This is a genomic window from Halobiforma lacisalsi AJ5, assembly GCF_000226975.2.
Classification (GTDB): Archaea; Halobacteriota; Halobacteria; order Halobacteriales; family Natrialbaceae; genus Natronobacterium; species Natronobacterium lacisalsi.
On record NZ_CP019285.1, the window covers coordinates 3,711,109 to 3,732,370 of the forward strand.

The 21,262-nt window shown below is 65.9% G+C and carries 30 protein-coding genes and 1 pseudogene; 17 read left to right on the top strand and 14 right to left on the bottom strand.

Annotation, left to right across the window (positions count from 1 at the left end):
- Positions 1–37 precede the first annotated feature (37 nt).
- Together CHINAEXTREME_RS18020 and CHINAEXTREME_RS18025 are read left to right on the top strand one after the other, a co-directional pair.
- Positions 38–1,249, top strand: a complete 1,212-nt coding sequence (locus tag CHINAEXTREME_RS18020) for a thiolase family protein (protein ID WP_007142586.1) — start codon at positions 38–40, stop codon at positions 1,247–1,249.
- A 200-nt stretch (positions 1,250–1,449) separates the two neighbouring features.
- Complete coding sequence (locus tag CHINAEXTREME_RS18025) at positions 1,450–1,947, top strand: hypothetical protein (protein ID WP_007142587.1); 498 nt, start codon at positions 1,450–1,452, stop codon at positions 1,945–1,947.
- A gap of 125 nt (positions 1,948–2,072) precedes the next feature.
- Here CHINAEXTREME_RS18025 and CHINAEXTREME_RS18030 read toward each other — a convergent pair whose 3' ends face one another.
- Both CHINAEXTREME_RS18030 and CHINAEXTREME_RS18035 read right to left on the bottom strand, forming a co-directional pair.
- Positions 2,073–4,532, bottom strand: coding sequence for a heavy metal translocating P-type ATPase (locus tag CHINAEXTREME_RS18030; protein ID WP_007142588.1), 2,460 nt, complete (start codon positions 4,530–4,532; stop codon positions 2,073–2,075).
- A 112-nt stretch (positions 4,533–4,644) separates the two neighbouring features.
- Entirely contained in the window at positions 4,645–5,550 is a 906-nt protein-coding gene (locus CHINAEXTREME_RS18035; RefSeq protein WP_007142589.1) for a cytochrome c oxidase subunit 3, read from the bottom strand.
- A 113-nt stretch (positions 5,551–5,663) separates the two neighbouring features.
- On the opposite strand from CHINAEXTREME_RS18035, the gene CHINAEXTREME_RS18040 reads away from it, so the two are divergent.
- Together CHINAEXTREME_RS18040 and CHINAEXTREME_RS18045 are read left to right on the top strand one after the other, a co-directional pair.
- Complete coding sequence (locus CHINAEXTREME_RS18040; RefSeq protein ID WP_007142590.1) at positions 5,664–6,086, top strand: DUF7541 family protein; 423 nt, start codon at positions 5,664–5,666, stop codon at positions 6,084–6,086.
- Positions 6,087–6,355: 269 nt separating this feature from the next.
- Positions 6,356–6,898, top strand: a complete 543-nt coding sequence (locus tag CHINAEXTREME_RS18045; RefSeq protein WP_007142591.1) for a DUF6789 family protein — start codon at positions 6,356–6,358, stop codon at positions 6,896–6,898.
- Positions 6,899–6,917: 19 nt separating this feature from the next.
- Here the strand turns inward: CHINAEXTREME_RS18045 and CHINAEXTREME_RS18050 are convergent, their stop codons facing one another.
- The 3 genes from CHINAEXTREME_RS18050 to coxB all read right to left on the bottom strand — a co-directional run bounded on the left by CHINAEXTREME_RS18050 (position 6,918) and on the right by coxB (position 10,117).
- The gene (locus CHINAEXTREME_RS18050; RefSeq protein ID WP_394295315.1) at positions 6,918–8,726 is read right to left on the bottom strand and encodes a cbb3-type cytochrome c oxidase subunit I; all 1,809 of its coding nucleotides are present in this window, start codon (positions 8,724–8,726) and stop codon (positions 6,918–6,920) included.
- A 138-nt stretch (positions 8,727–8,864) separates the two neighbouring features.
- Positions 8,865–9,281, bottom strand: coding sequence for a DUF6789 family protein (locus CHINAEXTREME_RS18055; protein WP_007142593.1), 417 nt, complete (start codon positions 9,279–9,281; stop codon positions 8,865–8,867).
- Positions 9,278–10,117, bottom strand: a complete 840-nt coding sequence (coxB, locus tag CHINAEXTREME_RS18060) for a cytochrome c oxidase subunit II (protein WP_007142594.1) — start codon at positions 10,115–10,117, stop codon at positions 9,278–9,280. Before coxB ends, CHINAEXTREME_RS18055 begins: the two co-directional genes overlap by 4 nt.
- A 137-nt stretch (positions 10,118–10,254) precedes the next feature.
- Between coxB and CHINAEXTREME_RS18065 the strand changes: the two genes are divergently transcribed.
- From CHINAEXTREME_RS18065 to CHINAEXTREME_RS22655, 3 genes are all read left to right on the top strand, one after another.
- Positions 10,255–10,488 carry a DUF6684 family protein gene (locus CHINAEXTREME_RS18065; RefSeq protein ID WP_007142595.1) on the top strand — a complete coding sequence of 78 codons (234 nt, stop codon included), beginning with the start codon at positions 10,255–10,257 and terminating at the stop codon, positions 10,486–10,488.
- A 106-nt stretch (positions 10,489–10,594) separates the two neighbouring features.
- Positions 10,595–10,726, top strand: coding sequence for a hypothetical protein (locus CHINAEXTREME_RS22470; protein WP_007142596.1), 132 nt, complete (start codon positions 10,595–10,597; stop codon positions 10,724–10,726).
- Between the two features lie 137 nt (positions 10,727–10,863).
- Positions 10,864–11,073 carry a DUF7351 domain-containing protein gene (locus CHINAEXTREME_RS22655; RefSeq protein ID WP_449289600.1) on the top strand — a complete coding sequence of 70 codons (210 nt, stop codon included), beginning with the start codon at positions 10,864–10,866 and terminating at the stop codon, positions 11,071–11,073.
- Positions 11,074–11,245: 172 nt separating this feature from the next.
- Here the strand turns inward: CHINAEXTREME_RS22655 and CHINAEXTREME_RS18075 are convergent, their stop codons facing one another.
- The 6 genes from CHINAEXTREME_RS18075 to CHINAEXTREME_RS18100 form a co-directional block, all read right to left on the bottom strand.
- Entirely contained in the window at positions 11,246–11,746 is a 501-nt protein-coding gene (locus CHINAEXTREME_RS18075) for a hypothetical protein (RefSeq protein ID WP_007142597.1), read from the bottom strand.
- Between the two features lie 5 nt (positions 11,747–11,751).
- Positions 11,752–12,519: a methyltransferase domain-containing protein gene (locus tag CHINAEXTREME_RS18080; RefSeq protein WP_007142598.1), complete on the bottom strand. Its 768-nt coding sequence runs from the start codon at positions 12,517–12,519 to the stop codon at positions 11,752–11,754.
- Between the two features lie 11 nt (positions 12,520–12,530).
- Entirely contained in the window at positions 12,531–13,136 is a 606-nt protein-coding gene (locus tag CHINAEXTREME_RS18085; protein ID WP_007142599.1) for an OsmC family protein, read from the bottom strand.
- A gap of 3 nt (positions 13,137–13,139) precedes the next feature.
- Positions 13,140–13,313, bottom strand: a complete 174-nt coding sequence (locus CHINAEXTREME_RS18090) for a DUF1059 domain-containing protein (protein ID WP_007142600.1) — start codon at positions 13,311–13,313, stop codon at positions 13,140–13,142.
- 234 nt (positions 13,314–13,547) lie between these two features.
- Positions 13,548–14,339 carry a helix-turn-helix transcriptional regulator gene (locus tag CHINAEXTREME_RS18095; RefSeq protein WP_007142601.1) on the bottom strand — a complete coding sequence of 264 codons (792 nt, stop codon included), beginning with the start codon at positions 14,337–14,339 and terminating at the stop codon, positions 13,548–13,550.
- A gap of 212 nt (positions 14,340–14,551) precedes the next feature.
- Positions 14,552–14,923 (bottom strand): winged helix-turn-helix transcriptional regulator, encoded by a 372-nt coding sequence (locus CHINAEXTREME_RS18100; RefSeq protein WP_010546672.1) that lies wholly within the window; start codon positions 14,921–14,923, stop codon positions 14,552–14,554.
- Between the two features lie 195 nt (positions 14,924–15,118).
- Between CHINAEXTREME_RS18100 and CHINAEXTREME_RS18105 the strand changes: the two genes are divergently transcribed.
- From CHINAEXTREME_RS18105 to CHINAEXTREME_RS18145, 8 genes and pseudogenes are all read left to right on the top strand, one after another.
- Positions 15,119–15,493, top strand: a complete 375-nt coding sequence (locus tag CHINAEXTREME_RS18105) for a DUF6069 family protein (RefSeq protein ID WP_394295316.1) — start codon at positions 15,119–15,121, stop codon at positions 15,491–15,493.
- Positions 15,490–15,612 (top strand): annotated as a pseudogene (locus tag CHINAEXTREME_RS22310) (NmrA family NAD(P)-binding protein); the annotation flags it as partial. The gene CHINAEXTREME_RS18105 and the pseudogene CHINAEXTREME_RS22310, both read left to right, overlap by 4 nt.
- A 59-nt stretch (positions 15,613–15,671) precedes the next feature.
- Positions 15,672–16,232 carry a Rossmann-fold NAD(P)-binding domain-containing protein gene (locus CHINAEXTREME_RS22315; protein WP_007142604.1) on the top strand — a complete coding sequence of 187 codons (561 nt, stop codon included), beginning with the start codon at positions 15,672–15,674 and terminating at the stop codon, positions 16,230–16,232.
- 93 nt (positions 16,233–16,325) lie between these two features.
- Positions 16,326–16,598, top strand: a complete 273-nt coding sequence (locus tag CHINAEXTREME_RS18120) for a nitroreductase/quinone reductase family protein (protein ID WP_007142605.1) — start codon at positions 16,326–16,328, stop codon at positions 16,596–16,598.
- A gap of 430 nt (positions 16,599–17,028) precedes the next feature.
- Positions 17,029–17,289, top strand: a complete 261-nt coding sequence (locus tag CHINAEXTREME_RS18130) for an antitoxin VapB family protein (RefSeq protein WP_007142607.1) — start codon at positions 17,029–17,031, stop codon at positions 17,287–17,289.
- Positions 17,286–17,564 carry a PIN domain-containing protein gene (locus CHINAEXTREME_RS22515; protein ID WP_338013389.1) on the top strand — a complete coding sequence of 93 codons (279 nt, stop codon included), beginning with the start codon at positions 17,286–17,288 and terminating at the stop codon, positions 17,562–17,564. The genes CHINAEXTREME_RS18130 and CHINAEXTREME_RS22515 overlap by 4 nt, the downstream gene beginning before the upstream one ends.
- On the top strand, positions 17,528–18,520 hold the full coding sequence (locus CHINAEXTREME_RS18140; protein ID WP_076738695.1) for a transposase: 993 nt from the start codon (positions 17,528–17,530) through the stop codon (positions 18,518–18,520). The genes CHINAEXTREME_RS22515 and CHINAEXTREME_RS18140 overlap by 37 nt, the downstream gene beginning before the upstream one ends.
- A gap of 45 nt (positions 18,521–18,565) precedes the next feature.
- Positions 18,566–18,754: a PIN domain-containing protein gene (locus CHINAEXTREME_RS18145; protein ID WP_007140821.1), complete on the top strand. Its 189-nt coding sequence runs from the start codon at positions 18,566–18,568 to the stop codon at positions 18,752–18,754.
- A 19-nt stretch (positions 18,755–18,773) separates the two neighbouring features.
- On the opposite strand, the gene CHINAEXTREME_RS18150 is transcribed toward CHINAEXTREME_RS18145, so the two are convergent.
- Entirely contained in the window at positions 18,774–19,103 is a 330-nt protein-coding gene (locus CHINAEXTREME_RS18150; RefSeq protein ID WP_007140820.1) for a chorismate mutase, read from the bottom strand.
- Positions 19,104–19,119: 16 nt separating this feature from the next.
- Positions 19,120–20,007 carry a shikimate kinase gene (locus CHINAEXTREME_RS18155; protein WP_007140819.1) on the bottom strand — a complete coding sequence of 296 codons (888 nt, stop codon included), beginning with the start codon at positions 20,005–20,007 and terminating at the stop codon, positions 19,120–19,122.
- 154 nt (positions 20,008–20,161) lie between these two features.
- Here CHINAEXTREME_RS18155 and CHINAEXTREME_RS18160 point away from each other — a divergent pair, with 154 nt between their 5' ends.
- Positions 20,162–20,650, top strand: a complete 489-nt coding sequence (locus CHINAEXTREME_RS18160) for a DUF5796 family protein (RefSeq protein WP_007140818.1) — start codon at positions 20,162–20,164, stop codon at positions 20,648–20,650.
- Positions 20,651–20,652: 2 nt separating this feature from the next.
- A complete protein-coding gene (locus tag CHINAEXTREME_RS18165) occupies positions 20,653–20,898 on the top strand; it encodes a DUF7508 domain-containing protein (protein WP_029601583.1) in 246 nt (81 codons plus the stop codon).
- Positions 20,899–20,978: 80 nt separating this feature from the next.
- Here CHINAEXTREME_RS18165 and CHINAEXTREME_RS22475 read toward each other — a convergent pair whose 3' ends face one another.
- On the bottom strand, positions 20,979–21,113 hold the full coding sequence (locus CHINAEXTREME_RS22475) for a DUF7128 family protein (protein WP_007140816.1): 135 nt from the start codon (positions 21,111–21,113) through the stop codon (positions 20,979–20,981).
- Positions 21,114–21,262 lie beyond the last annotated feature (149 nt).

Sequence of the window (21,262 nt, forward strand, 5' to 3'; positions counted from 1 at the left end):
CGGAACTCCTATATCGGCACGGCGACAGCTATCGAGTATGCACGACGCGGTCATCGTGGACGCGGTCCGCACCCCGTTCGGCGACCGGAACGGATCCTTTCGCGACACCCACCCGCAGGATCTGGCGGCGAAACCGCTCGAGGCCCTCGAGGAGCGTAACGGCTTCGACCCGGAGACGATCGAGGACGTGATCTACGGCTGCGTGACGCCGGTCGACGAGCAGGGGCTGAACGTCGGTCGTATCGCGCCGATGGTCGCCGGCTGGGGCGACGGCGTCCCGGGCGTCCAGCTCAACCGGATGTGCGGCTCGGGCCAGCAGGCGGTCAACTTCGCCGCGACGAACGTGATGGCCGGCCAGCACGACGTCCTCGTCGCCGGCGGCGTCGAACACATGACCCGGGTACCGCTGGGGTCGGACGGCGTCGACGGCCTCGCCGGGGACGACACCGTCACGGACACCTACTTCGAGCACTTCGACGAACTGACGACGCAGGGCGAAGGGGCCGAACGGATCGCCGAGGAGTACGACCTCTCCCGGCGCGACGTCGACGAACTCGCCGTCGACTCCCAGCGGCGGTGGGCCGAAGCCTGGGAGGACGGACGGTACGACGACCAGATCGTCCCCGTCGAGACCGAACTCGAGCGGGAGAACGGCGAGGACGGTCGAACGGGGAGTGAACCGGCCCGTGAGACGGTCGTCGTCGAGAAGGACGAACACCCGCGGCCCGACACCGACCTCGAGACGCTCGGCGACCTCCCGTTGTCCTTCCGTGAGGAGGGCAAGGGCGTCCATCACCCCGGCAACGCCTCGGGAATCGTCGACGGCTCGGCTGCGCTGCTGATCGCGAGCGAGGACGCAGCCGCCGAACACGGCTGGGAACCGATGGCCAGGATCGTCGACACCGCGGTCGTCGGTGTCGATCCCACCACCATGCTCACCGGGCCGATTCCGGCCACCGAGAAGGTCCTCGAGAAGAGCGGACTCACGATCGAGGACGTCGATCTCTTCGAGGTCAACGAGGCCTTCGCCTCGGTCGTCGCGGCCTGGCTCGAGGAGACCGGCGCCCCCTGGGAGCGGACCAACGTCAACGGCGGTGCGATCGCCCACGGCCACCCGCTGGGCGCGACCGGCGCGGCGTTGCTGGGGAAACTGGCACACGAACTCGAGCGGACGGGGGGCGAGATCGGCCTCTCGACGATGTGCATCGGGTTCGGGCAGGGGATCGCGACGGTGATCGAGCGGGTGTGAAGAGTCGGACAACGCGCGGAATCGGTCCGCTGGTGACCGCCCAGTCGTCTTCGTCTCTAGGTTCCCGGTCCGTACTCCCTGCCTTCGGACACCGACTCGACCCGGCCGCCGCTCGAGTTCGACGGCGGTCCCGCCGCCGAATCGCCGATCCCGTCGGCGGACCGGAAGATAGTTGTCACTGAAGTGACTTCCGTGTCGTAGTGGACGACGCGCTCCTCCTTTCGGGAACGGCGGTCGAGAACGCGGTCGGGTGGCTACTTCTCGCCGCGTCCCTGCTGGTTCCCGGCGCGATAGCGGCTCTGCTGTGGACGCCGTTTCTGCTCTCGAGTCGGATCCGGACCCTGTTCGTCCGGCTGCCGCCGTCCGGCTCGCTGCTACCGAGTTACGCGCTCGTCGGCGTCGCCGCGTCGCTGCCGTTCGTTCTCGGGCCGTTGGTCGCCGTGACGAGGGCCGGGCCCGACGCCCTCTGGGGGCCGGCGATACTCGGCGTGACCGCCGTGCTGTTCGTCGGCTACGCAGCGGGGACGCCCCTCGTCGGCGCGCTGGCGCTGCCACGGCTGGGGATCGACTGGGACCCACACGGCTACGACGCGTCCACGTGGGCGCTCCTCGGTGCGGGCGGGGCCTGGTACGCGGCGCTGTTTGCCGTCCCGCTCGCAGTCCTGGGGCTCGTGCTCTCGCTTCCCGGCGGATACTGACCGGCCGGCGGCGTCGATCCGATCATCGGTGGCCCCGACGCCCCGACCTCCCGGGCGTGCAGTTCGTCCCGCGATACCGCCGGCTTCCACCCAACGAACACCGACGACGTCCGAATCGGCAGCCGTTACCGGGCCGAGATCCCAGGCTCGGGTCCTGACTCGGTCGCGGATTCCGGCTCGGATCTTCGGAGCCAACCCGGCCCGAAACCGCCCGCGCTCCGGAACGAGTTGGCGACCACGACGAGGCTGCTTGCCCCCATCAGCAGCGCGGCGACGAGCGGGTTGATCGCGCCGGCCATCGCCAGCGGGATCGCGAGGAGGTTGTAACAGACGGCCCAGCCGAGGTTCGTTCGGATCCGGCGACGGGTCGATCGCGACACCGCGAACACCGTCGGGATCGCCTCGAGGTCGTCGCCCCGCACGACGACGTCGGCCGCGTCCATCGCGACGTCCGTGCCCTCCTCGAGCGCGATGCCCATGTCGGCCCGCGCGAGCGCCGGCGCGTCGTTCGTGCCGTCCCCGATCATCGTCGTCGTGCCGTCCTCCCGGAGTCCCCTGACGACGGCCTCCTTCGAGGCGGGGCGTACGCCGGCGAACACGTCGTCGACGTCCGGGTGGTTCCGGAGCCACCCCGTCGCGCGCTCGTCGTCGCCGGTGAGGACGACGATCCGGCGGCCGTCGGCCGCCAGCGCGGCCACGACGTCCGCCCAGTTCTCCCGCGGCCGGTCGCGGACCGCGACGACGCCGCGGACGACGCCGTCCCAGCCGACGACGGTCGGGCGGCAGCCGTCCTCGCGTGCGGACTCGATCGCCTCGCGGAAGCGGTCGGGGAGGGTCCACGCCCCGTCCGAGCGGAACGCCGCCGGATGTCCCACCGTCACGCGTCGCCCGTCGACGGTCGCCGAGACGGACCGCGGATCCCGTTCGAATCCGTCGACCGCCCGGTCCGTCGCCGGGGCCACCTCGACGATCGCCTCCGCGATCGGGTGGCTCGACCGCGACTCGACGGCGGCCGCTCGCTCGAGGACCGCCTCCGGGTCGTCGGCGGCGACGCGTTCGACCGTCATCTCGCCGGTCGTGAGCGTTCCCGTCTTGTCGAAGACGACGATCTCGGAGTCCGTGATCCGCTCGAGCGCGTTCGCCGAGAGTACGGCGGCTCCCGCCTCGGCCGCACGGCCGCTTCCGGCGGCAAGCGCGAGCGGCGTGGCGATCCCGAGCGAACACGGACAGGAAACCACGAGGACGGAGAGGCCGATCAACAGCGCGGTTTCCGCCGACGCTCCGGCGGCGAGCCAGAGGGCGGCGGCGACGCCCGCCAGCACGATCACCAGCGGGACGAACGCCAGGGCGAACCCGTTGACGAGCCGCTGGGGGCCGACCTCGGTGCTCTGGACCTCCCAGAGCAGTTCGACGAGCCGATCCAGCGTGCTCGAGTCGTCGACGGCGACGGTGAGCGTTCCGTCCGTGAGGACGGCTCCGCCGACGACTGCGTCGCCGCTCGCGACCGACCGGGGGATCGACTCGCCGGTCACGAACGATTCGTCGACCGTCGCCGTCCCGTCGACGACCGTCCCGTCGAAGGGGAGCCGGTCCCCGGAGTTGACGACCACCCGATCGCCGGGGTCGCAGGCCTCCCGCGGAACCTCCTCGAGCGAGCCGTCCCCCGCGACCCGCCGGGCCGTCGTCTCGCGGGCTGCGGCGAGGTCGGAGTGGGCGTCGGCCGCCCGGCGTTTGACCGCCGTCTCGAGGCGGTTGCCGACGGTGACGACGACCAGCACCATCACCGCGACGTCGAAATACACGTGCCGGGAACCGACCGCGAAGGCCGCGAGCGAGTAGGCGTACGCCGCGAGTACGGCGATCGAGACGAGGACGTCGACGTTCGGCCGCCGAACGGCCAGGCTGACGTAGCCGCTCCTGAAAATCGGATACCCCAACCCCAGGAGGACGAGCGTGCTCCAGAGGGCGAGCGGCACGAACACCATCGTCCGGATCGTGGAGCCATGGAGGAACGACGGCGGGTACAGCCCCAGGTACGTCGGGTAGATGAAAAGCAGGTACGGCGCCATGACTGGCATCGCGAGGAGGACGGCGAAGGCCGTCCGGTACTCCCCGAAGTCGAAGCCGCTTCCCTCCCGTTCCCGGTCGTCCCCGGGGTCGTGAGCCCGGTAGCCGACCCCTTCGAGCGCCGCCGGCAGTTCCTCGCGGTCGATCGTCTCCGGATCGTACCGGAGCCGGATCATCTCGGTAGCGTAGCTCGCCCGCGCCTCACGGATCCCCGCCGTTCCCACGGCGACCGTCTCGAGGAACCGCTCGCAGGTGGTACAGTGCATCCCCTCGAGGGCGAGGAAGGCGGTCTCCAGCGTCTCGTCCCCGTCGCCGGTCCCGGGCCCATCGGCATCGCTCGTGTCCGCCGGGAGGAGGGATCCCTCGCGGTCGACCTCGTCCGGCGACGGGCCGTCGTCGGCGCCGTCTCGAATCCGGTGGACCTCGAGGCAGCCGCGACAGCAGAACGCTCCCTCGAGATCGTCCTCGCGAACGGGGCGGTCGCCGACGGGGAGTCCGCAGAGGGTACACGCCGTCATGGCGGGTGACGTGCCGGCCTACCACGCGGGGGGTATAGAAACTCAGGCCGGCGACGGTCGCCTGCGGTCACACGGGTCGCCCGAACGGGGAGGGGGTGACCAGGGGGACACGCTACGCGACTGACCCGACGTACAGCGTCGCGACCAGGATCACCCACACGAGGTCGACGAAGTGCCAGTACATCGACACCGTCGAGACGGCCGTGTGCCGCTCCGTGGAGAACTGGCCCGCGAGGGCCCGGACGAAGACGATCGAGAGCAACGCCACGCCCAGGCCGACGTGGAGCCCGTGCAACCCCGTCAGGGCGAAGAAGGCGCTCCCGAAGACGTCGGTAACGCCCGTCCCCTCGACGACCAGGAGTTCGTAGTACTCGAGCAACTGCCCCCCGACGAAGACGAGTCCGAGCAGCACTGTTAGCCCGAGCAGGGCGAGAAACCGCCGCCTGTGACCGTCGCGGATCCCCTCGTGTGCGATGTGTAACGTCACGCTGCTGGCGATCAGAACGGCGGTGTTGACGAGCACGAGCGACGAGAGCAGCGGCGGGAGTTCGCCGGGCGGCCACGACCCCGTTCGAACGAAGAAGTAGTAGACGAAGCCGGCGCTGAAGGTCATGACGTCGGTGGCCAGAAAGAGGACCATCCCCCAGCGCAGGTCGATGGCCTCGCCGACCGCCGGCTCGGCCCGCTCCCAGTAGGAGCGAACGAACCCGTGGTAGGTCCATCCGTACAGGCCGGCGAGAAAGAGCGCGGTACCGCCGACGAGTACGACGGGCGGCAGCCGCCGTCCGACGAGCGGGTCGTCGCCGCGGGCGAGGAGGACGAGCGCGACGCCGAAATAGAGCCCGGCGATCCCGACGGCGGTGACGAGGGGCCACCAGCTCGCCTCGCCGAACCCCCGCGGCCAGTCCTCGGGCGCCGGCGGGTCGTGGCCGCCGTCACCGTCGTGTCCGTCGCCGTGTCCGTGTTCGCGATCCCCCTGCGCGTTCGGTTCGCCCTCGGCGTCGACGGCGGACCCCATACCGCCGAATACGGGAACCGTTCGCAAAAACGTCCGGCCGGCGAATCGAGCGGAGAGGCCGCGCGAGGTCGGCCGGGAGTAGCTTCATACCCCTTCGCGTGGTCGGCCGGAGCATGGAACACGACCGGGACCGCGAGACAGAGCAGCGCTCGAGCGCGTGGCCGCTGGTCGCGGCGATCGGGATCGTGGCGACCGAGGCCGGCGTCCTGTTCGGGCTGATGGTGATCGCGGTGATCGGCGTCCTCTCCGTCGGGGCGAGCGTCGCCGGCCTGCTCCACGAAACCGGGTATGCGGCGGATCCGTGGCGGCCGCTGCGGCTCGTCGGCGTGGCCGTCGCCGGCCTCAGTGGGGCGGTCTGGATCGCCGTCGCACCCGCGGTAACGCCGGCGGCACTCGTCGACGCCGCCGCAACCGACGGGATCGCCGTCCGGGCGGCCGTCGTCCTCGCCGCGGCAGCGCTGTTGATCGTCGCCGGCGTCGCCGGACCCGCGGTCTCGAGTCGCCGCGGGGGATCGTACGGGGATCTCGAGCAGTGAGTTCGACCCGCCATGCCGCCGTCAGAGCAACGCGACGACGAACGCGGTCGCGAAGACGCCGAGCGCGACGCCGGCCAGCAGTAGTCCGAGCGTTTCCTTCCGAGGCATACCGATACCGGCGCTCCAACGCGGCGACGTAAAACGATGCCGTCGTCACCGTTCCCGCGGTTGCCGTCGTTCGTGCCGGAATACCGAACTCGAAGCGTCCGCCCGGCAGGCCACGGACTGCCCGACAGTTATTACCCGCAACGTGGTACATCCGGAAACCGATGAGCGGAGCCGACGAGCCGGGTCCGGACGCGTCCGCGGAGCAGGCCGAGGCGGTCTCGGGTGCGCCGGTCGACCGGGACGAGTTGGGCGCGGAACTCGACATCACCCTCCGCGTCGTGCTCTCGGCGTTCGTCGGCGGCGCCGTCGGCCTGGTCGCGATGGTGCCGATCCTCTTCGTCCCGCCCTTCTTCTTCGACCTCTTCCGGGCGGAGGCGCTCGTCGACGTCGCCGAACTCGGCCGGGTGCTCGGCCTCGAGCCGAACCTCCTGCTCGGGGTTCTCGTGTTCGTCGCCGGCGGGACCATCGCCCTGCCGCTGCTGTTCGTCGTCGCCGGCGCGTTCCTACCGCCGCGACAGCCCCGCGCCGCCCGCGGGATCACCTTCGCGACGATCATGTGGACCGGCTTCGTCCTCGCCTTCTGGCCCGGCGAGTACGCCGGCGTGCTGTTCCTCGGACTGTCGCTTGCGGCCCACTGGGTCTACGGCTACGTGCTCGGATCGGTGATGCAGCGGCTCGCGTACGTCCCCCAACACTCCGTGTAGCGCGGGTCGGCGGGCGCTTTCAGTCGGTCCCGGAGTCGGAATCGGTGCCCTCCCCCGCTCGAGTCCGTTCCGGGCTCGACTCGGGCCGCGTCGAATCCGCGCGACGGTCCTCGAGGCGCTCCTCGAACCACTGCCACTCGCGGGTGAACTGGCCGGTTTCTTTCAGGTTCCAGACGTCGGCGTCGCGGACGACCGGACCGACGCGGGCCGACTGGACCATGTTCACCAGCCAGAGCACCACGCTCACGCCGAGGACGAGGGCGCCGAGCGAGGCGATCTGGTTGAGGGTGATGAACTCCGCGGGATAGACGCCGTACCGGCGGGGCATCCCCTCGTAGCCGAGCACCAGCAGCGGCAGGAACGTGACGAAGCTCCCGACGACGAGCAGCAGGGACTGTACCCTCGCGAGCCGCTGGTTGTACATTCGGCCGGTGATCAGGGGGAACCAGTAGTAGCTCGCCGCGATCATCGCCAGCGGGATGACGCCGACGACGATGAGGTGAAAGTGGCCCACGACGTAGTGGGTGTCGTGCAGCACCAGGTCGACCGGCACGGCCGCGAGGAAGACGCCCGTGATCCCCCCGACGACGAACGTACTCAGGCCGCCGATGATACAGATCAGCGGGGCGTCGAGCCGGAGCCGGCCGTTCCACATCGTAGCGATCCAGTTGAACTCCTTGATGGCGCTCGGGATCGCGATCGCCAGCGAGACGGCCATGAAGCTGGCGCGCAGCCGCGGGTCCATCCCCGTCGCGAACATGTGGTGGGCCCAGACGCCGAACGACATGACCCCGATCGCGATCGTCGAGTAGACGATAAACCGGAAGCCGAAGAGCCGTCGGCCGCAGAACTTCGGGAGGATGAGGCTGATCAGCCCGAACGCCGGCAACACCAGGATGTACACTTCGGGGTGACCGAAGAACCAGAACAGGTGCTGCCAGAGCATCGGCCCGCCGCCCTCGATCGCGAAGAACGTCGTCCCGAAATTCCGATCGAGCAGGAGCATGATCAACGTGCTGCCGAGCAGCGGGAACGCAAGCAGGATCAGCCCGCTCGTGACGAGGATGTTCCACGAGAAGATGTCCAACCTGTCCCAGCCCAGGTCGTCCGGCCGCTCCGTGAGGACGGTGACGATGAAGTTGATCGCCGCCATGGTGGTGGCGACGCCGCTCAGGTGTAACCCGAGCAACGCGACGCTGATCTGGGGGTTCGCCATCTCGACCGATAGCGGCGTGTACATCGTCCACCCCATCCCGACCGGCTCGAGGGCCTCGAGCGCGGAGACGTCGAGCGGAAGCACGCCGAGGACCATCCCCATAACGTCCGTGATCAGCCCGCCCCGAACCAGTAGAAGCGACGGGGGAAGCAGCCAGAACGCGATCGCGTTGATCCGCGGGAACGCGAGGTCGTCGGCGCCGAGCAACAGGGGTAACACGTAGTTCGCGATGCCGGTGAACACCGGCGTCACGAAGAAAAACAGCATCGTGAACCCGTGGGTCGTGAACACCGCGTTGTACGTCTCGACGTTCCAGATCGCGGTCTCGGGGACCAGCAGTTCGGTCCGGATCATCATCGCGTCCGTCGCGCCCCACAGCGCGGCGGCCGTCCCGAACAGGATGTACAACAGCCCGATGTCCTTGTGGTCGACGGTGGTGAACCATCGCAGGAGGCCGGCCGGTTTCTCCGTCCCGGTCAATCCGACCGTCACCGACGCAGTCCCGCCGTCGGCGAACGATCGCGCCGGTCGACCGCTTCGGAGGCGATAGTACGTAAGGAGCGCGGCCGCTATGACCGCGGCGACGACGACTCCGGGGATCGTCTCGAGCATCGTGAATCGTAGGACGGCGGTGCCGACCGGCTGATCGGAACCGGGAACCGGGATCGGGACCGTCGGCACCGCACGGTTGGAAGCGACTTCAACGAACGGCTGGTAAAGGTTTGTGTCGACACACGGCAAGGTCGTCGATCACGCACGCCGGAACAGTCGGCCGTACACCGCACCGAGGGTGAAACCGTACGCCCAGTGTGCGAACAGCGTGTACGCCCCGAAAAAGACCAGCAGCGGTCCGCCGATGTCGCCCCGCCCCGTGATCACGAACGGGAGCCAGAGGATCGAAGCGAACACGACCCCTCGGGCGGCGGGATCGGGTCCGCGCGGGAGGTACGGTTCGAGCGCGAGAAACAGGAGCGGCCAGGCGACCGTGCCGGCGACGGAGAACAGCGCGAACCCGACGGCCGGGTCGTCGGGGGTCCCGATGAACCGGGCGATCACGTAGAAAATCTCCAGGGCCGACCGGGTTTCGACCTCGAGCAACAACAGCAGCAGCGACATCACCGCGGTCCCGGCGACGCCGCCGGCGATCGCGCTCGAGAACCGCTTCATGGACCACCTCCGACACGGTCGGTCGACTCGTTGTCGGACCCGTCGGTCGACTCGGTGCCCGACTCGTCGTCCGAGTCGGAGGCCGCGTCTCCGTCCGCTCGTTCCGTCAGCCACGATTCGTACCCGTCCTCGTCGACCACCCGGACCGTCGACAGCATCTCGGGATGGCCCTCGCCGCACAGTTCGGCACAGTACAGGCGGTACTCCCCGGTTTCCGTCGGTTCCGTACGGATGAGGTGCGTCTCGCCCGGCACGGCGTCCTGTTTCAGTCCCAGCCCGGGCACGTGGACGGAGTGGATCACGTCCTCCGAGGTGACGTACAGGTACACAGGCCGGTTCGCGGGGAGCACCAGTTCGTCGTCGGTCGTCACGTCCTCGTCGAGGTACTCGAAGGTGTACTCCCACTGCTCGGTCGTGACGTTCACTTCGACGGCGCCCTCGGGCGCTCCGCCCGGTTCCTGGCCGCCGTGGGGGCCGTCGGGCAGCGTCGATACCGCCGGGTGGGCCAGCGCGTGGAACGACGCCGTGCCGACGAACAGCAACACGATCGCGGTCGCGATCGTCCAGGTAATCTCGAGTTGTCGGTTCTCACGGGTCGGTCGCGGCTCCTCGCCGCCGTTCCGGTCGCTACGGAACCGCCAGACCGTGTAGAGGAGGATGACCTCGACGAGGACCGCGATCGGCACCGCGAGATAGAGCAGTTGCCGGTTGAGCCGCCGGATGAGCTGATTCGTCACCGACCCCGATCCCGAACCGGCGACGGCGACGATCGGGACCGCCGCGAGCGTGAAGCCGAACAGCACGGCCGCGACGGCGGCCCGGTGTGTCCGTCTCATCCACGGGGTGGCCTACATCAACTCCCGGCATAAGCGTTTGTCCGGGAACAGCCAGTCCCGTTCGGCGGCGCCCGTACCGCCTGCGCTACCGGCGATCCGGGGTACGGTTTATTCCGCTCGCAGACGAACGCTGGCGTATGCTCGAGTGGCTCTCTCGAGAAACGGTCGTCGACATCTCGATCAACGCGGTCCCGGTGCTCATCCTCGCCTACTTCGCGGTACTCTTCGAGGTGGCGTCGCCCTGGGAGTTCGATCCGCTGGCGGTAGTCCTCACCCACACGTTGACGCTGTTCCCGCTGCTCGTCCTCGTGTGTGCCACGTACCTCGTCGCCAGAGTGATCGAACGGGACGCGACCCGGTCGTCGGGGTGACCGAGCGCGGGTCGACGTCGGATCGACGGGTTGCACACGGCGCGCCCGTTGCCGACGACGATTTCCGGTCGGGAGTTTAAGCGGTCGGCGCTCGTATACGTAACCGATGGCGCACCCGTTCCCGTCCGTATACACGCCCCAGGGAGCGTTCGCGTACATGATGGCCGTCCTCCTGCTCGCGCTGGTGGCTGGACTCGTCTACCTCGCAGCGTTTACCGGCGCGAGCGTCCCGTTTTAGGCTGCGTCGGAACCGCTGCTCGAGGCGATCGGTTGCCGTTCGAACCCCAAACTGCATGAGGCCGGTATTTACACCGAAGACACCGTGCTGGAGGGCTTCGACGTCCGGGAGATTGCTACGACTGCGGTTCGTCCGACCTGCGGGGCGAGTACGTCGGCGGCCGGTTCCGTATCGACTGCCACGAGTGCGACGACAGGGTTCTGAACGTCGGGGTGCCGCCGAGCGCCGCCCGCGAACGGAGTCCGTCGGAGTTCGCCGACGCCTGCGAACTGTGGCCGACGACTCAGCGTCGAGAACGGCGTTCGGCTGCCCGTCGACTGGCCCGTCGTCTGCGGAGTCCCGAATAGACGACTCCGAGTGCCCGGACGGTCCAGAACGCGGTGACACCGAGAGCACCGAAGAACAACAGAGACGCGAGGACCCGAAACAGGTACTCCGTGAAGGTCACCTCCGCGCCGTGGCTCGTATGCAGTACGACGAACGCTACTGAGCTAGCGAGCGAAAACATGATCGGGGAAATCAGCCGGCGTTCCGAACCCCTGGATACGACAACGCAACCCCGACGACGAACACGATCGTCGCCAGGTAGATCGGTCCGAGATGGGTCACCCAGTCGTGAGCGAACGCATCGCCCGTCCAGTGCATCGGTAACGCGAGTGCCAGGCCGACGACGGCGGCGATGATCGCCGTCGCCCATGCCCAGGTAAGCCGCTGGCGTACCCCGTACCACGAGAGGCTCGCAACGGCGATACCGGTCGAGATGATGAACGCGGCGGTGGCGACGTGGAGGTGACTGATGTAGTACGCCACCGTCGGCTCGAGATCGGCCGTCGTCATCCCGCCTAACGTACTGACGCCGAGTTCGAAGCCGCTCCCGACGAAATTCATTACGAGGAACACGACACCGTAGCCGACGAACCCGATCCCCGCGAGGGTCATCAGCAGGGATCCGTTCCGGAGCCGTGACTCGTACTGTACACGTTCTTGCTGTTCGTCCGCAGTCGGTTGGTTTGTCGCCATAGTGATCACGTGGTTGCTCCGAGCGAGATGCTCTTGACGCCGTACTTCTCGCACGCGTTGGCCGCCCGCTCCGAGACGAATTCGTACTGCGTGTTCTCCCGGACCTCCGTCACCGAGAAGCCGACTGCCTCGATGGCCGTCGTATACCGGTCGATCTGCTGGGCCCCACCGATGCAGGCCGCCCAGAGGTCTTCGTCGTTCTTGATGCTCTCGGGCATCTCCTCCTCGCTGATGATATCGGAGATGGCCAGCCGACCGCCGGGGGCGAGCACTCGGGAGGCTTCCTCGAACACCCTCGGCTTGTCCGGCGAGAGGTTGATCACCCCGTTCGAGATGACCACGTCGAAGGTCCCATCGTCGAAGGGAACGTCCTCGATGTACCCGTGCTCGAACGAGACGTGCTCCAGCCCCGCGGCGTCGCGCAACGTCCTGGCTTTCTCGAGTTGCTTGTCCGTCATTTCCAGCCCGATCACGCGTCCATCCGCTCCGGCGTGGAGGGCCGCGACGAACGCGTCCATCCCCGATCCGCTGCCGAGGTCGAGTACGTCGTCTCCCTCCTCGATATCGGCCAGGTCGAAATGGTATCCGACGCCGGCGAACGATTCCGTCGCCGCCACGGGAACGTGATCGAGGTGCTCCGGCCGATAGCCGAGACGCTCCGCCAGTTCGCGCCCCATCTCGAAGTGATACTCCTCGTCCGGCTCCGCCGCGACGTCCTGATAGACCGACTTGACAGCCCGTTCCAGTTTGTCGACGTCGAGTGAGTTTGCCATGTGTCTCCCCCCTAGTCGTCGGCGCCCACCTCGGCAGGCGTATTCACCGTGAGGTTGACGTCCTGGTCGAGGGAGACGAGATTGTAGACCGGCGCCCGCCGGGCCCACTCGTCGACCTCGTCCTTGTCGAGGTCGGGGCTCTCGATCTCGATCTCCGCGGTCAAGTTTTCGAACACGGTGTCGGCGTTCCCGAGATCCTCCACGCTGAAGAGGACGCTCGGGTCGAACTCGGTACGAACGCGCGTCTCAAGGTGGTCGATGTCGACGCCGTTCGCGACGGCATTGATGGTGATGCCGACGTTGATGCACGAGGCGAGTGCGGAGAGCGCGACCTCGATCGGTTCCATCCGATCCGTCGCTTCGACCCAGCCGCCGGCCTCGAGCACTTCCTTCCACCCGCCGTACGGGATCGTGTACGCGCGGGTACCCCGGTCGATCGTCTCGTTGCCGAGGACGTACGAGTCTATCGTCGCCAGACTGTGGGCGCACGTCCCTTCGTAGATCGATCGGGCGCTCAGTCCGAGCTGGACGTCCTCGGGGTTTTCGGCGGCGTGTTCCGCGAACGCGTCGAGTTCCTCGGTATCGACGCCATGGGAGAGGTGTCGTTCGGTTCCCATAGATCAGACGACCTGGAGGTGAGCCTCCCGGAGTTCGTCGTCCGAGTAGTCCTGCCCGTGGTCCTCCTGCATGTGCTTCTTGGCCAGTTCGATCGCTTCGGTTTCGTTCTCCGACTGGATGATGAAGCGGCAATCGGCCGACTCCGATTCACAGTCGAGTTTGTATGCGTCTGCCATCGTAGTCTCCCTTGCCTTGCGGCAATGGATGGTAACGAGTTGCAAGGACACATAACTAACCTGTGACATTTGGGCAGGAGGTACCGCTCTCCGCAGACCCCGCCGGAGTCTGCAGCCGCTGACGATCGCTCAGGTGCTGAAAACCCGCCGTCATAGCTATGGAGGCCGAAAGTACGAGCGTACGCCATCCACCGCGCCCGCTGTCGATTCCATCACTGACACCCGTTTTCCCCTTCACAGATCGTTCTCGAGTGGCAGCGTCGGCGTCTTTCGTCGGTGGACAGTGAAGGTCGATTCCGCCCACTGGCGTGCGTCGGTCGCGTCGGTATCGACCAGAACCCGAACCGCAACACCCTCTGGATCGTACCCGATTATCGCGGTTCGGTCGTCGAACAGACCGACCCCGAACGGGGGTAAGTCGTCGTGTAGTCGGAGATCGAGATTGCCGCTCTCGAGTGCCTCGGAGAAGAGATCCGGACAGTCCGAGCGGATGTAATCCGCCACTCTCGGCGGGTTGATGAGTTCGGTTTCCATCCCTTCGACGATCCGCCGGCAGAGTTCGGTCTTACACGAGTCGAGCATGGCGACGTCGAGTCCGGTCACTCGCAACCGATCCGTCTCCTCGAAGAGCGCACAGAACCTGCTAATGGGACGGCTGGGCTCCTCGGGGTCGGCGACGGTTACGGTCGCGTCCGAACACATGTCGATGGTGAACCCGGTTTCTTCGTCCGGGAGTAATCGCCAGATGCCACGCAGTTGCCGCTCGGTTTCGATCCTGTCGATCGACTCTGCTATCGCCGAGGCAACGAAGGCGCCCATCTGTGTCGCCTCGTACTGATACCCATCCCTGTACACCCAGTTGCGGTCTTCGAATTCGCTCAGAGTCCGTCTGATCGTGGACTCCGATACGCCGGTCATTTCCCAGAGCTCGGATCGGCTACGCGGACGAACGCTGAGCGCGATAAGCGCTGGCGCACGGTGTTCGGATCGCGTAAGGTACGCGATGTCGTCGAGCGGCGAATCCATGTTAGTATTTCCCATACGTGTCGCTACAGACGATGGATTGAAAAAACCACCCTACTTTTGGCGCGGTCTACCTGTAACACGCAACTTCTATCGTCCGAAGGGGCAAAATATTCGTATTACTGACATGCCAGTCGGGTGTCGATTTCAAACGGAAACTGCGACGTAAACGGTGTTTTCGGATATTCCGTCGGGTACGGCGGGCCCCTTCGAGCCTAGTTCTCCTCGTTTTCGAACGCCTCGTTTACCTCCGGCCAGTGTCGTTCAGCCCACACGTGAAGGTCCTTAAAGATCGGATTCAGTTCCTGGGCCTTCGTCGTCGCCTCGTATTCGACCCGTGGTGGAATCTCGTCGTAGGACCGCCGCGTGAGAAGGCCCGCGTCGGTCAACTCCTCGAGCCGTTTCGACAGCGTGTTCGGCGAGATGTCGAGTTCCGCTTCCAACTCGTTGAATCGCCACGGTCGCTGTTCCCGCCGCGTCACGTAGTACAGAATCGCCAGCGCGTGGGCCCGGCCGAGGAGATCCATCAGCTCTCGAGCGGGGTGTTCGCCGTCCGATAGCGGTGGTGATCGGCTCTCGTGGGCCATACCGTTGCTTCGAAATCCGTAGTGAAAGCAGTTCTGCCGTCCCGCTACAGCTGACGGGGGACAACGCCGCCTAGCTCGCTTCGAAGCCCGGTAGTGACTCCGATACTGCGAAGTTGAGAGTATATCACTTCAAAGCTCGTAGTATTAGGTGTGACTGAAAACATCACCACACAAAGGCGGCGTTACGGCCGATCTCTGCCGGTTCGCGGCGGACTCGCCGTCGTACTCGCCGTGCTCGCAAACGCGGCTCTGGTCGTCGGAGCCGAAACGTTCGATATCGCCCCCGGATTTCAGGCGTTGACGCTCCCGCCGGTCGCGTTTCTGTCGGCGCTCGGAGCGGTCGGTGCGACCGTCGTCTACGGCCTGATGGCTCGGTACGGAGCGGACGTCGACCGCACCTTCATACGCGTCGCCGGAGGTGTGTTGATCCTCTCGTTCGTTCCCGACCTCGCCTTGCTCGCTGTCGACCCGGTAGCCACTGTACTTGGGGTCGTCCTGCTCATGATCATGCACGTCGTCGTCGCCGCGGCGTCGGTCGGCACGCTCGTCTACTGGGGGCGTGAACGTTGACGAGGACGGTTCTCGTCACGGGAGCGACCGGAACGGTCGGACGACACGTCGTTGGCGCACTTGCGGACCGTCCCGATGACGTCCGAGTCGGCGTTCGTGATCCGGAAGCCGCGCAGTCTACGCTCCCGGACGCTGCCACCGCTGACGTCGTGGAGTTCGATTTCGAGAAACCCGAGACGTGGGGACCGACGCTGCCCACACGCTGCTCCGGGCTTCGTTTTTCATGCAAAACCTCCTCGAAGTGCACCGGACCGACGTCGTCGAACACGACGAGATATTCGTCCCCGCCGGCGACGGAAAAACGAGTTTCGTCGACGCACGGGACCTCGGAGAAATCGCGGCGATCGTACTGACCGAATCGGGCCACGAAAATCGAGCCTACGACCTCACCGGCCCCGAAGCGTTGGACTATCACGAGGTCGCGAACGTCTTTAGCGACGTTCTCGAGCGGTCGATTACGTATCCGAGGCCCTCCGTGTTAGAGTTCGGTGTGCGCATGCGTCGGCGCGGAACGGGGCTGGGCTTTATCGTCCTCATGTGTGGCATCTACACGACGGCACGCCTCGGGTTAGCCGGTCGCGTTACCGGGGACAGCCAGCGGATTCTCGGTCGGCGGCCACGCGATATGCGAGCGTTCGTCGAAGCGTATGCGGACAAATTTCGGGCCGATTCCGAAACCACGACGGTCAGCCAACTGGCCACGAGTGACGCCGACTCGAGTACGGGCGACGATCGATGAAACGGTACGATCGCGGGCAGCGACGACGAGAGTAACGTCGAGACGCGCGGCCCGTCCGTTCCGGAGGCCGCATACACTGTCATCGATCCGCTAATGGAACTGCTGTTGCGGTCGCCGCTTCACACCCTGGTCAGCGATTCGGTGACGGTGCTGACGTTCACCGGCGCAAAGACCTGCAACGAGTACACGACCCCGGTCGGGTACTGGGTGAAAGACGGTCGTATCCTCGTCACCACGCACAGCCCCTGGTGGCGGAATCTGAAGGGAGGGGCGGAGGGCGAACTTCATCTCCGGGGGAAGGCCCGTTCTCCCGTTCGGGCGTTACAACGCCGTATCCGGAACCGGACGACGTCGCGGAGTACGTGAAGGAGTTCGTCGATCGACACGGAACCGACGCCGCTCGGCGTCTCGGCATCCGGATCAACGGTGACAGGGAACCGATCCCGGACGAACTGGAGGAGGGTGTCACGGGGACCGTCGTCGTCGAGATCGAACTAATCGACACAACCCCCCGGTACGCTAAATTCGTCGGTGGAGAGTCGTCCTGCCCCCCCTTTCGGTATTGGCCCGAAACCACCGCTACACACCCCGTAAGCCGGCACAGCCGGTACGGAAGGCCAGATACCCACGAATTCGGTTACCTGTTTTCCCGCTGCTCCACTTTGTTCAGGTCTATAACTCACGTCATACTGTTCCGCATCTTTTGCCGGTTTTCATTACAGAGGCTCATCTTTCTACCGAGAGGAGGGGCTTCGAACCAGCATTTTTAAGCATGCATGTAGTACTGTGTACTGCAATGGCGACGAAAACGATTTCACTCGACGAGGAGGCCTATGAGCGGCTGAAAGCCCGAAAAAAAGAGGGTGAAAGCTTCAGTGAAACCGTCAAGCGCCTCGCTGGAGAACGGTCGTGGAACGAGGTCACGGGAATCCTCTCCGGGGACGAGGCGGCAGACCTCGAGGCCGCTATCGAAGAGGGACGAACGAAGTCCAGAGTGCGGAGTGACCGCCTCACAGTAGAGTTAGGCGAGGCCGTAGACGACAAGACGTCGGAATGATTCAGGACACATCGTTCATTATCGACTTACTTCGGGGCGATGAAAGCGCAAAACGACTTCTCAATATTGTCGAAAAAGAAGCGCGACCGCAAAAAGTGTCCTCTGTGACGGTTTTGGAGCTCTACGAGGGCGTTGCTCGGTCTCGAACACAGGAGACGAAGCGAGACCGCATTCTCGAGGTACGAGGGTGTCATAGAACGATTACCACACCAAAGAGCAGGGTGAATGCTGAGATGGTATGGCCTCAGCGACCCTGCAAGATGATCCTTCGGTAGAGTCGTTCTTCAATGTCGCGGAGACCGAGACGCTAGCGTTGTTCGAGCACCTCTCCTTCGAGTTTCTCGAAGAGTTCGACGTGTTCGCCCCGGCGCAGACGGGGCGAACACGAGAGCATGAACCACCAGAGTTGATGCGTGGCTTCCTCCACTGCTACTACAAGGACATCTACGGGATTCGTCCGGTTGAGCGAGAGCTTCGGAACACGGTTGTTTGGCTCAGCTGTGGGTTCGATCGACCGCCGTCCAGAGACGCGGTCGATCGCTTTCTCACCGACCTCGAACACGTCGTTGACGAGGTCTTTGGCCGACTCGTCGAGCAGGCCGCCCGCCGCGGCCTGCTCGACTTGACTTACTGCATCGATTCAACTGACGTGAGGGCGATGCCTGCCGATCAAGACGCGTCGAAGTGCTACGATCCAACCGACGACGAGTACTACCACGGCTACGGCTGTACGATCGTCTCGACCGGACAAAAGATCCCGATTGCGGCGGAGTTCACAGAGAGTAAGCAAGCGCCAGAGGAGACGGCGATGCGCGTCACGCGTGACGCGCTCGCCGTCTCCACACCGATCTGGATGCTTGGAGACAGCGCCTACGACACGCTCGACTGGCACGACCACCTGCTGGCCGCAGGGGTCGTGCCAGTCGCTCCGTACAACGCGCGAAACACCGACGAGCCGAAAGATATCGAGTACAGAGTCGAAGACCGCATCGACGAACACAGCGAAGACGTTCAACTGAAGCAATCCACGTTGGATGAGACGTACAACCGCCGTACGGGGGTTGAACGAACCAACGAATCAGTCAAGGACTGCGGCCTCGGGCGAACGCACGCCCGAGGCCGCGTCCACGCACGAGCGCAGGTGTTCCTCGCACTCTGTCTGCGCCTCGTGGTCGCCATCACCAACTATGAACGCGGAGACAATCCGGGAAGCACCATCATCACGGTGTGAGAAGAGTTCTATGACACCCTCGAGGTACTGGAAACAAAACACGTCGTGAGCGCCGACCACACCGTGATGCGAAAAGCCGGAAAACTCTCCGGTGAGCTAATCAACGGCGGTGAACGGATCGAGCGAGAAGACTGTATCATCGCTGCGACTGCGCTTCTCAACGACGAACCGGTTATCACGAGAAACAGCGAGCACTTTGGACGTATCGACGACCTCGAAGTACGGTCGTACTAAGGCGCTATTGTGTGAGCTGTTACCTATTTTCACGCTGCTCAACTTTGTTCAGTTCGATCAACAGCCGGAAGATCGCCTTCACCAGGTTCGCGTCCACGTCGAACCGTTCGGCGTTTTCGCCCGCACGGTCCATCACCTGCTGTTCCTGCTCCTCGTCGGTCGTCGGCAGCCCCTTCTCGTCTTTGACCTGTGCGATCGTATCCGCGACGTAGGTCCGCTGGGCGATCAACTCGACGATCTCGCGGTCGATCGTCTCGATCTCCTCTCGGAGTTCGTCGAGGCTCATCTCGTCGGGGATTCGCGTTTCGGTCCGTTCGTTCCGTTCGTCGTCGGTCGTGTCTCGAGTCATGGTGTACTGTCTCCGTTCAGCTACGGGGCCGCGTCCGCGTCCCGTCGGTTCGCGTCGCCAGCAACCGCGTCGTCCCGTTGCGCTCGTCCCATCGCTCCCGGACCGCCTCGAGTGCGTCCGTCTCGCCGACGGCGACGTAACTCGGTCCCGTCCCGGACAGCGAGACGCCGGCGACGTCGGGAAGGGCGTCTACCAGCGGTCCAGCCGGAAACTCGAGCGCGCCACAGAAGGCGAAACCGTTGACGGTCATCGCCTCGCCGTAGCGCCCGTCGAGGGCGAGTTCCTCGACGAGGGCGGCCATCGGGGCGATCCGCTCGCAGGCGTCGACGTTCGCGTCCGCGCTGAACGACTGCTCGGGCGGCGTGTAGACGAGCGCGTACCAGTCGCCGTCGAGTTCGTCGCGCGCGAGCAGTTCGTCGGTGCCGTTATCGGTGACCGTCACGCCCCCGAGCATGCTTGCGCTCGCGTCGTCGAACGCGCCGGTGACGGTGACCCCGGCGTCGCGGGCAGCCCGAACGCCGAGCCGACAGGCGTCGATCCGGTCGACGGCGTCGGCGATCCCGAGCGCGTCGAGCGTCGCGATGACCGTCGCGTTGGCCGCGGCACTCGAGCTTTTCAGCCCCGAGGCCATCGGCACCTCGCTCTCCGTGCGGACGCGAGCGCCGACCGCGGCGTCGGCCAGTCCCGCACGATCGGCGTACTCGTCGATCGCCAGTTCGGCACAGCGCTCGATGAGGGTCGCGTCGGCGTCGGGCTGGCCGTCGATCCGGCCGTGAACGTCGCCGTCGTCGGTGAGTTCGACCGTGGCTGTCGTCTCGAGGTCGATAGCGAACGCGGAGCCGACTCCGGTCGCAAGTGCGTTGAGAACCGTCCCGGCTGCGGGAGCAACGGCGCGGCCGTCCATATCCGTACACTCGTGGACGGATACTTACGGCTGACGATCCGGGTGAGCACGGCACACGGGTGCGTCACGTGGTCGCGGCGTTCGGTTTCCGGCTCGGCACCGAACGCGGGCCAGAACGCACGCCTTTTCCCCCATCCGACCGAACGATCGGGCGATGACCACGCGCAGCAACGTCGCCCCGAGTACGATCGGCGTCGACCTCGTCGACGGCGGCGTCGTCGTCCAGTACCTCGACGGCCGCGAGGTGTTCTACCACGGGCCGCCGAAACCCGTCGAGGGGTCGATCACCACGCCACCGGGGAAGGACGTCCACGTCCTCGTCACCGACCCCGACGGCGTCGAGGGCGTCATGACCTACGTCAACGACCGCGACACTCACGACGGGATCCTCGAGACGACCGGCGTCGGGCGAGTCATGCTCGAGAGCGACGACGAGGAGGTGCTGTATCCGGGCGTGACGGTCTCGACGGAGGGGTACTCGATCCGGGTCGAGGCGGACGTCTCGGCGGTCGACGGTCGGATATTCGTCTTCGCGGAGGACGAATTGAGCGAGCACGCCTACGAACTGGTCGCGGAGACGGACGACGGGGAAAACGAGGACGGCGGGGAAGCCGCCGAACCGAACGACGCCACGGAGGAGTGACCGTGCCACTGCAGAAACCCTGGACCGATCTCGATCGCGACGCGGTCGCGAAAGCGCCGGACCGGCCGGGTGTCTACGAACTCGGCGACGCGGACGGTACTGTCCGCTCTATCGGGCATGGCGTCTTGCGCGACGAACTCAAGACGGCGCTTTCCTACGGCGACGGCGACCGCGTGCGCTGGACCGAGACGCATACCCTCGAGCGGGCCCGCGAACTCGCCGAGGAGCATCGGGAACGCCTCGAGTAACGGAGGCGTTCGTCGCCGGAGGGAACGGATCGCTACGCTTCACCGTGCCCGTCGCCGGGGCGGGCACGGCGGCGTGGCAGTCACTGGATGTACGACGGCTCGGTGTCGTCACAGCGCTGCTCGTGTTCGGCGGCGTCCGACTTCTCGTCGAAGAGCAACCCACAGTTTTCACACTCGTACCACGTCGCGTCGTCCCGCTCGGTCTGGACGACCATGCGGGAGGATGCGACGCGAACCCTCAAATGCGTTTCTCCGACGAGACTGGCGAGGTCGGCGAGACCAGCGAGACCAGCGAGACCGGCGAGATCGGCGAGGTCGACGAAGTCGGCGGGGCAACCCTCAAGGCGACCCGGCCGGAACGTAC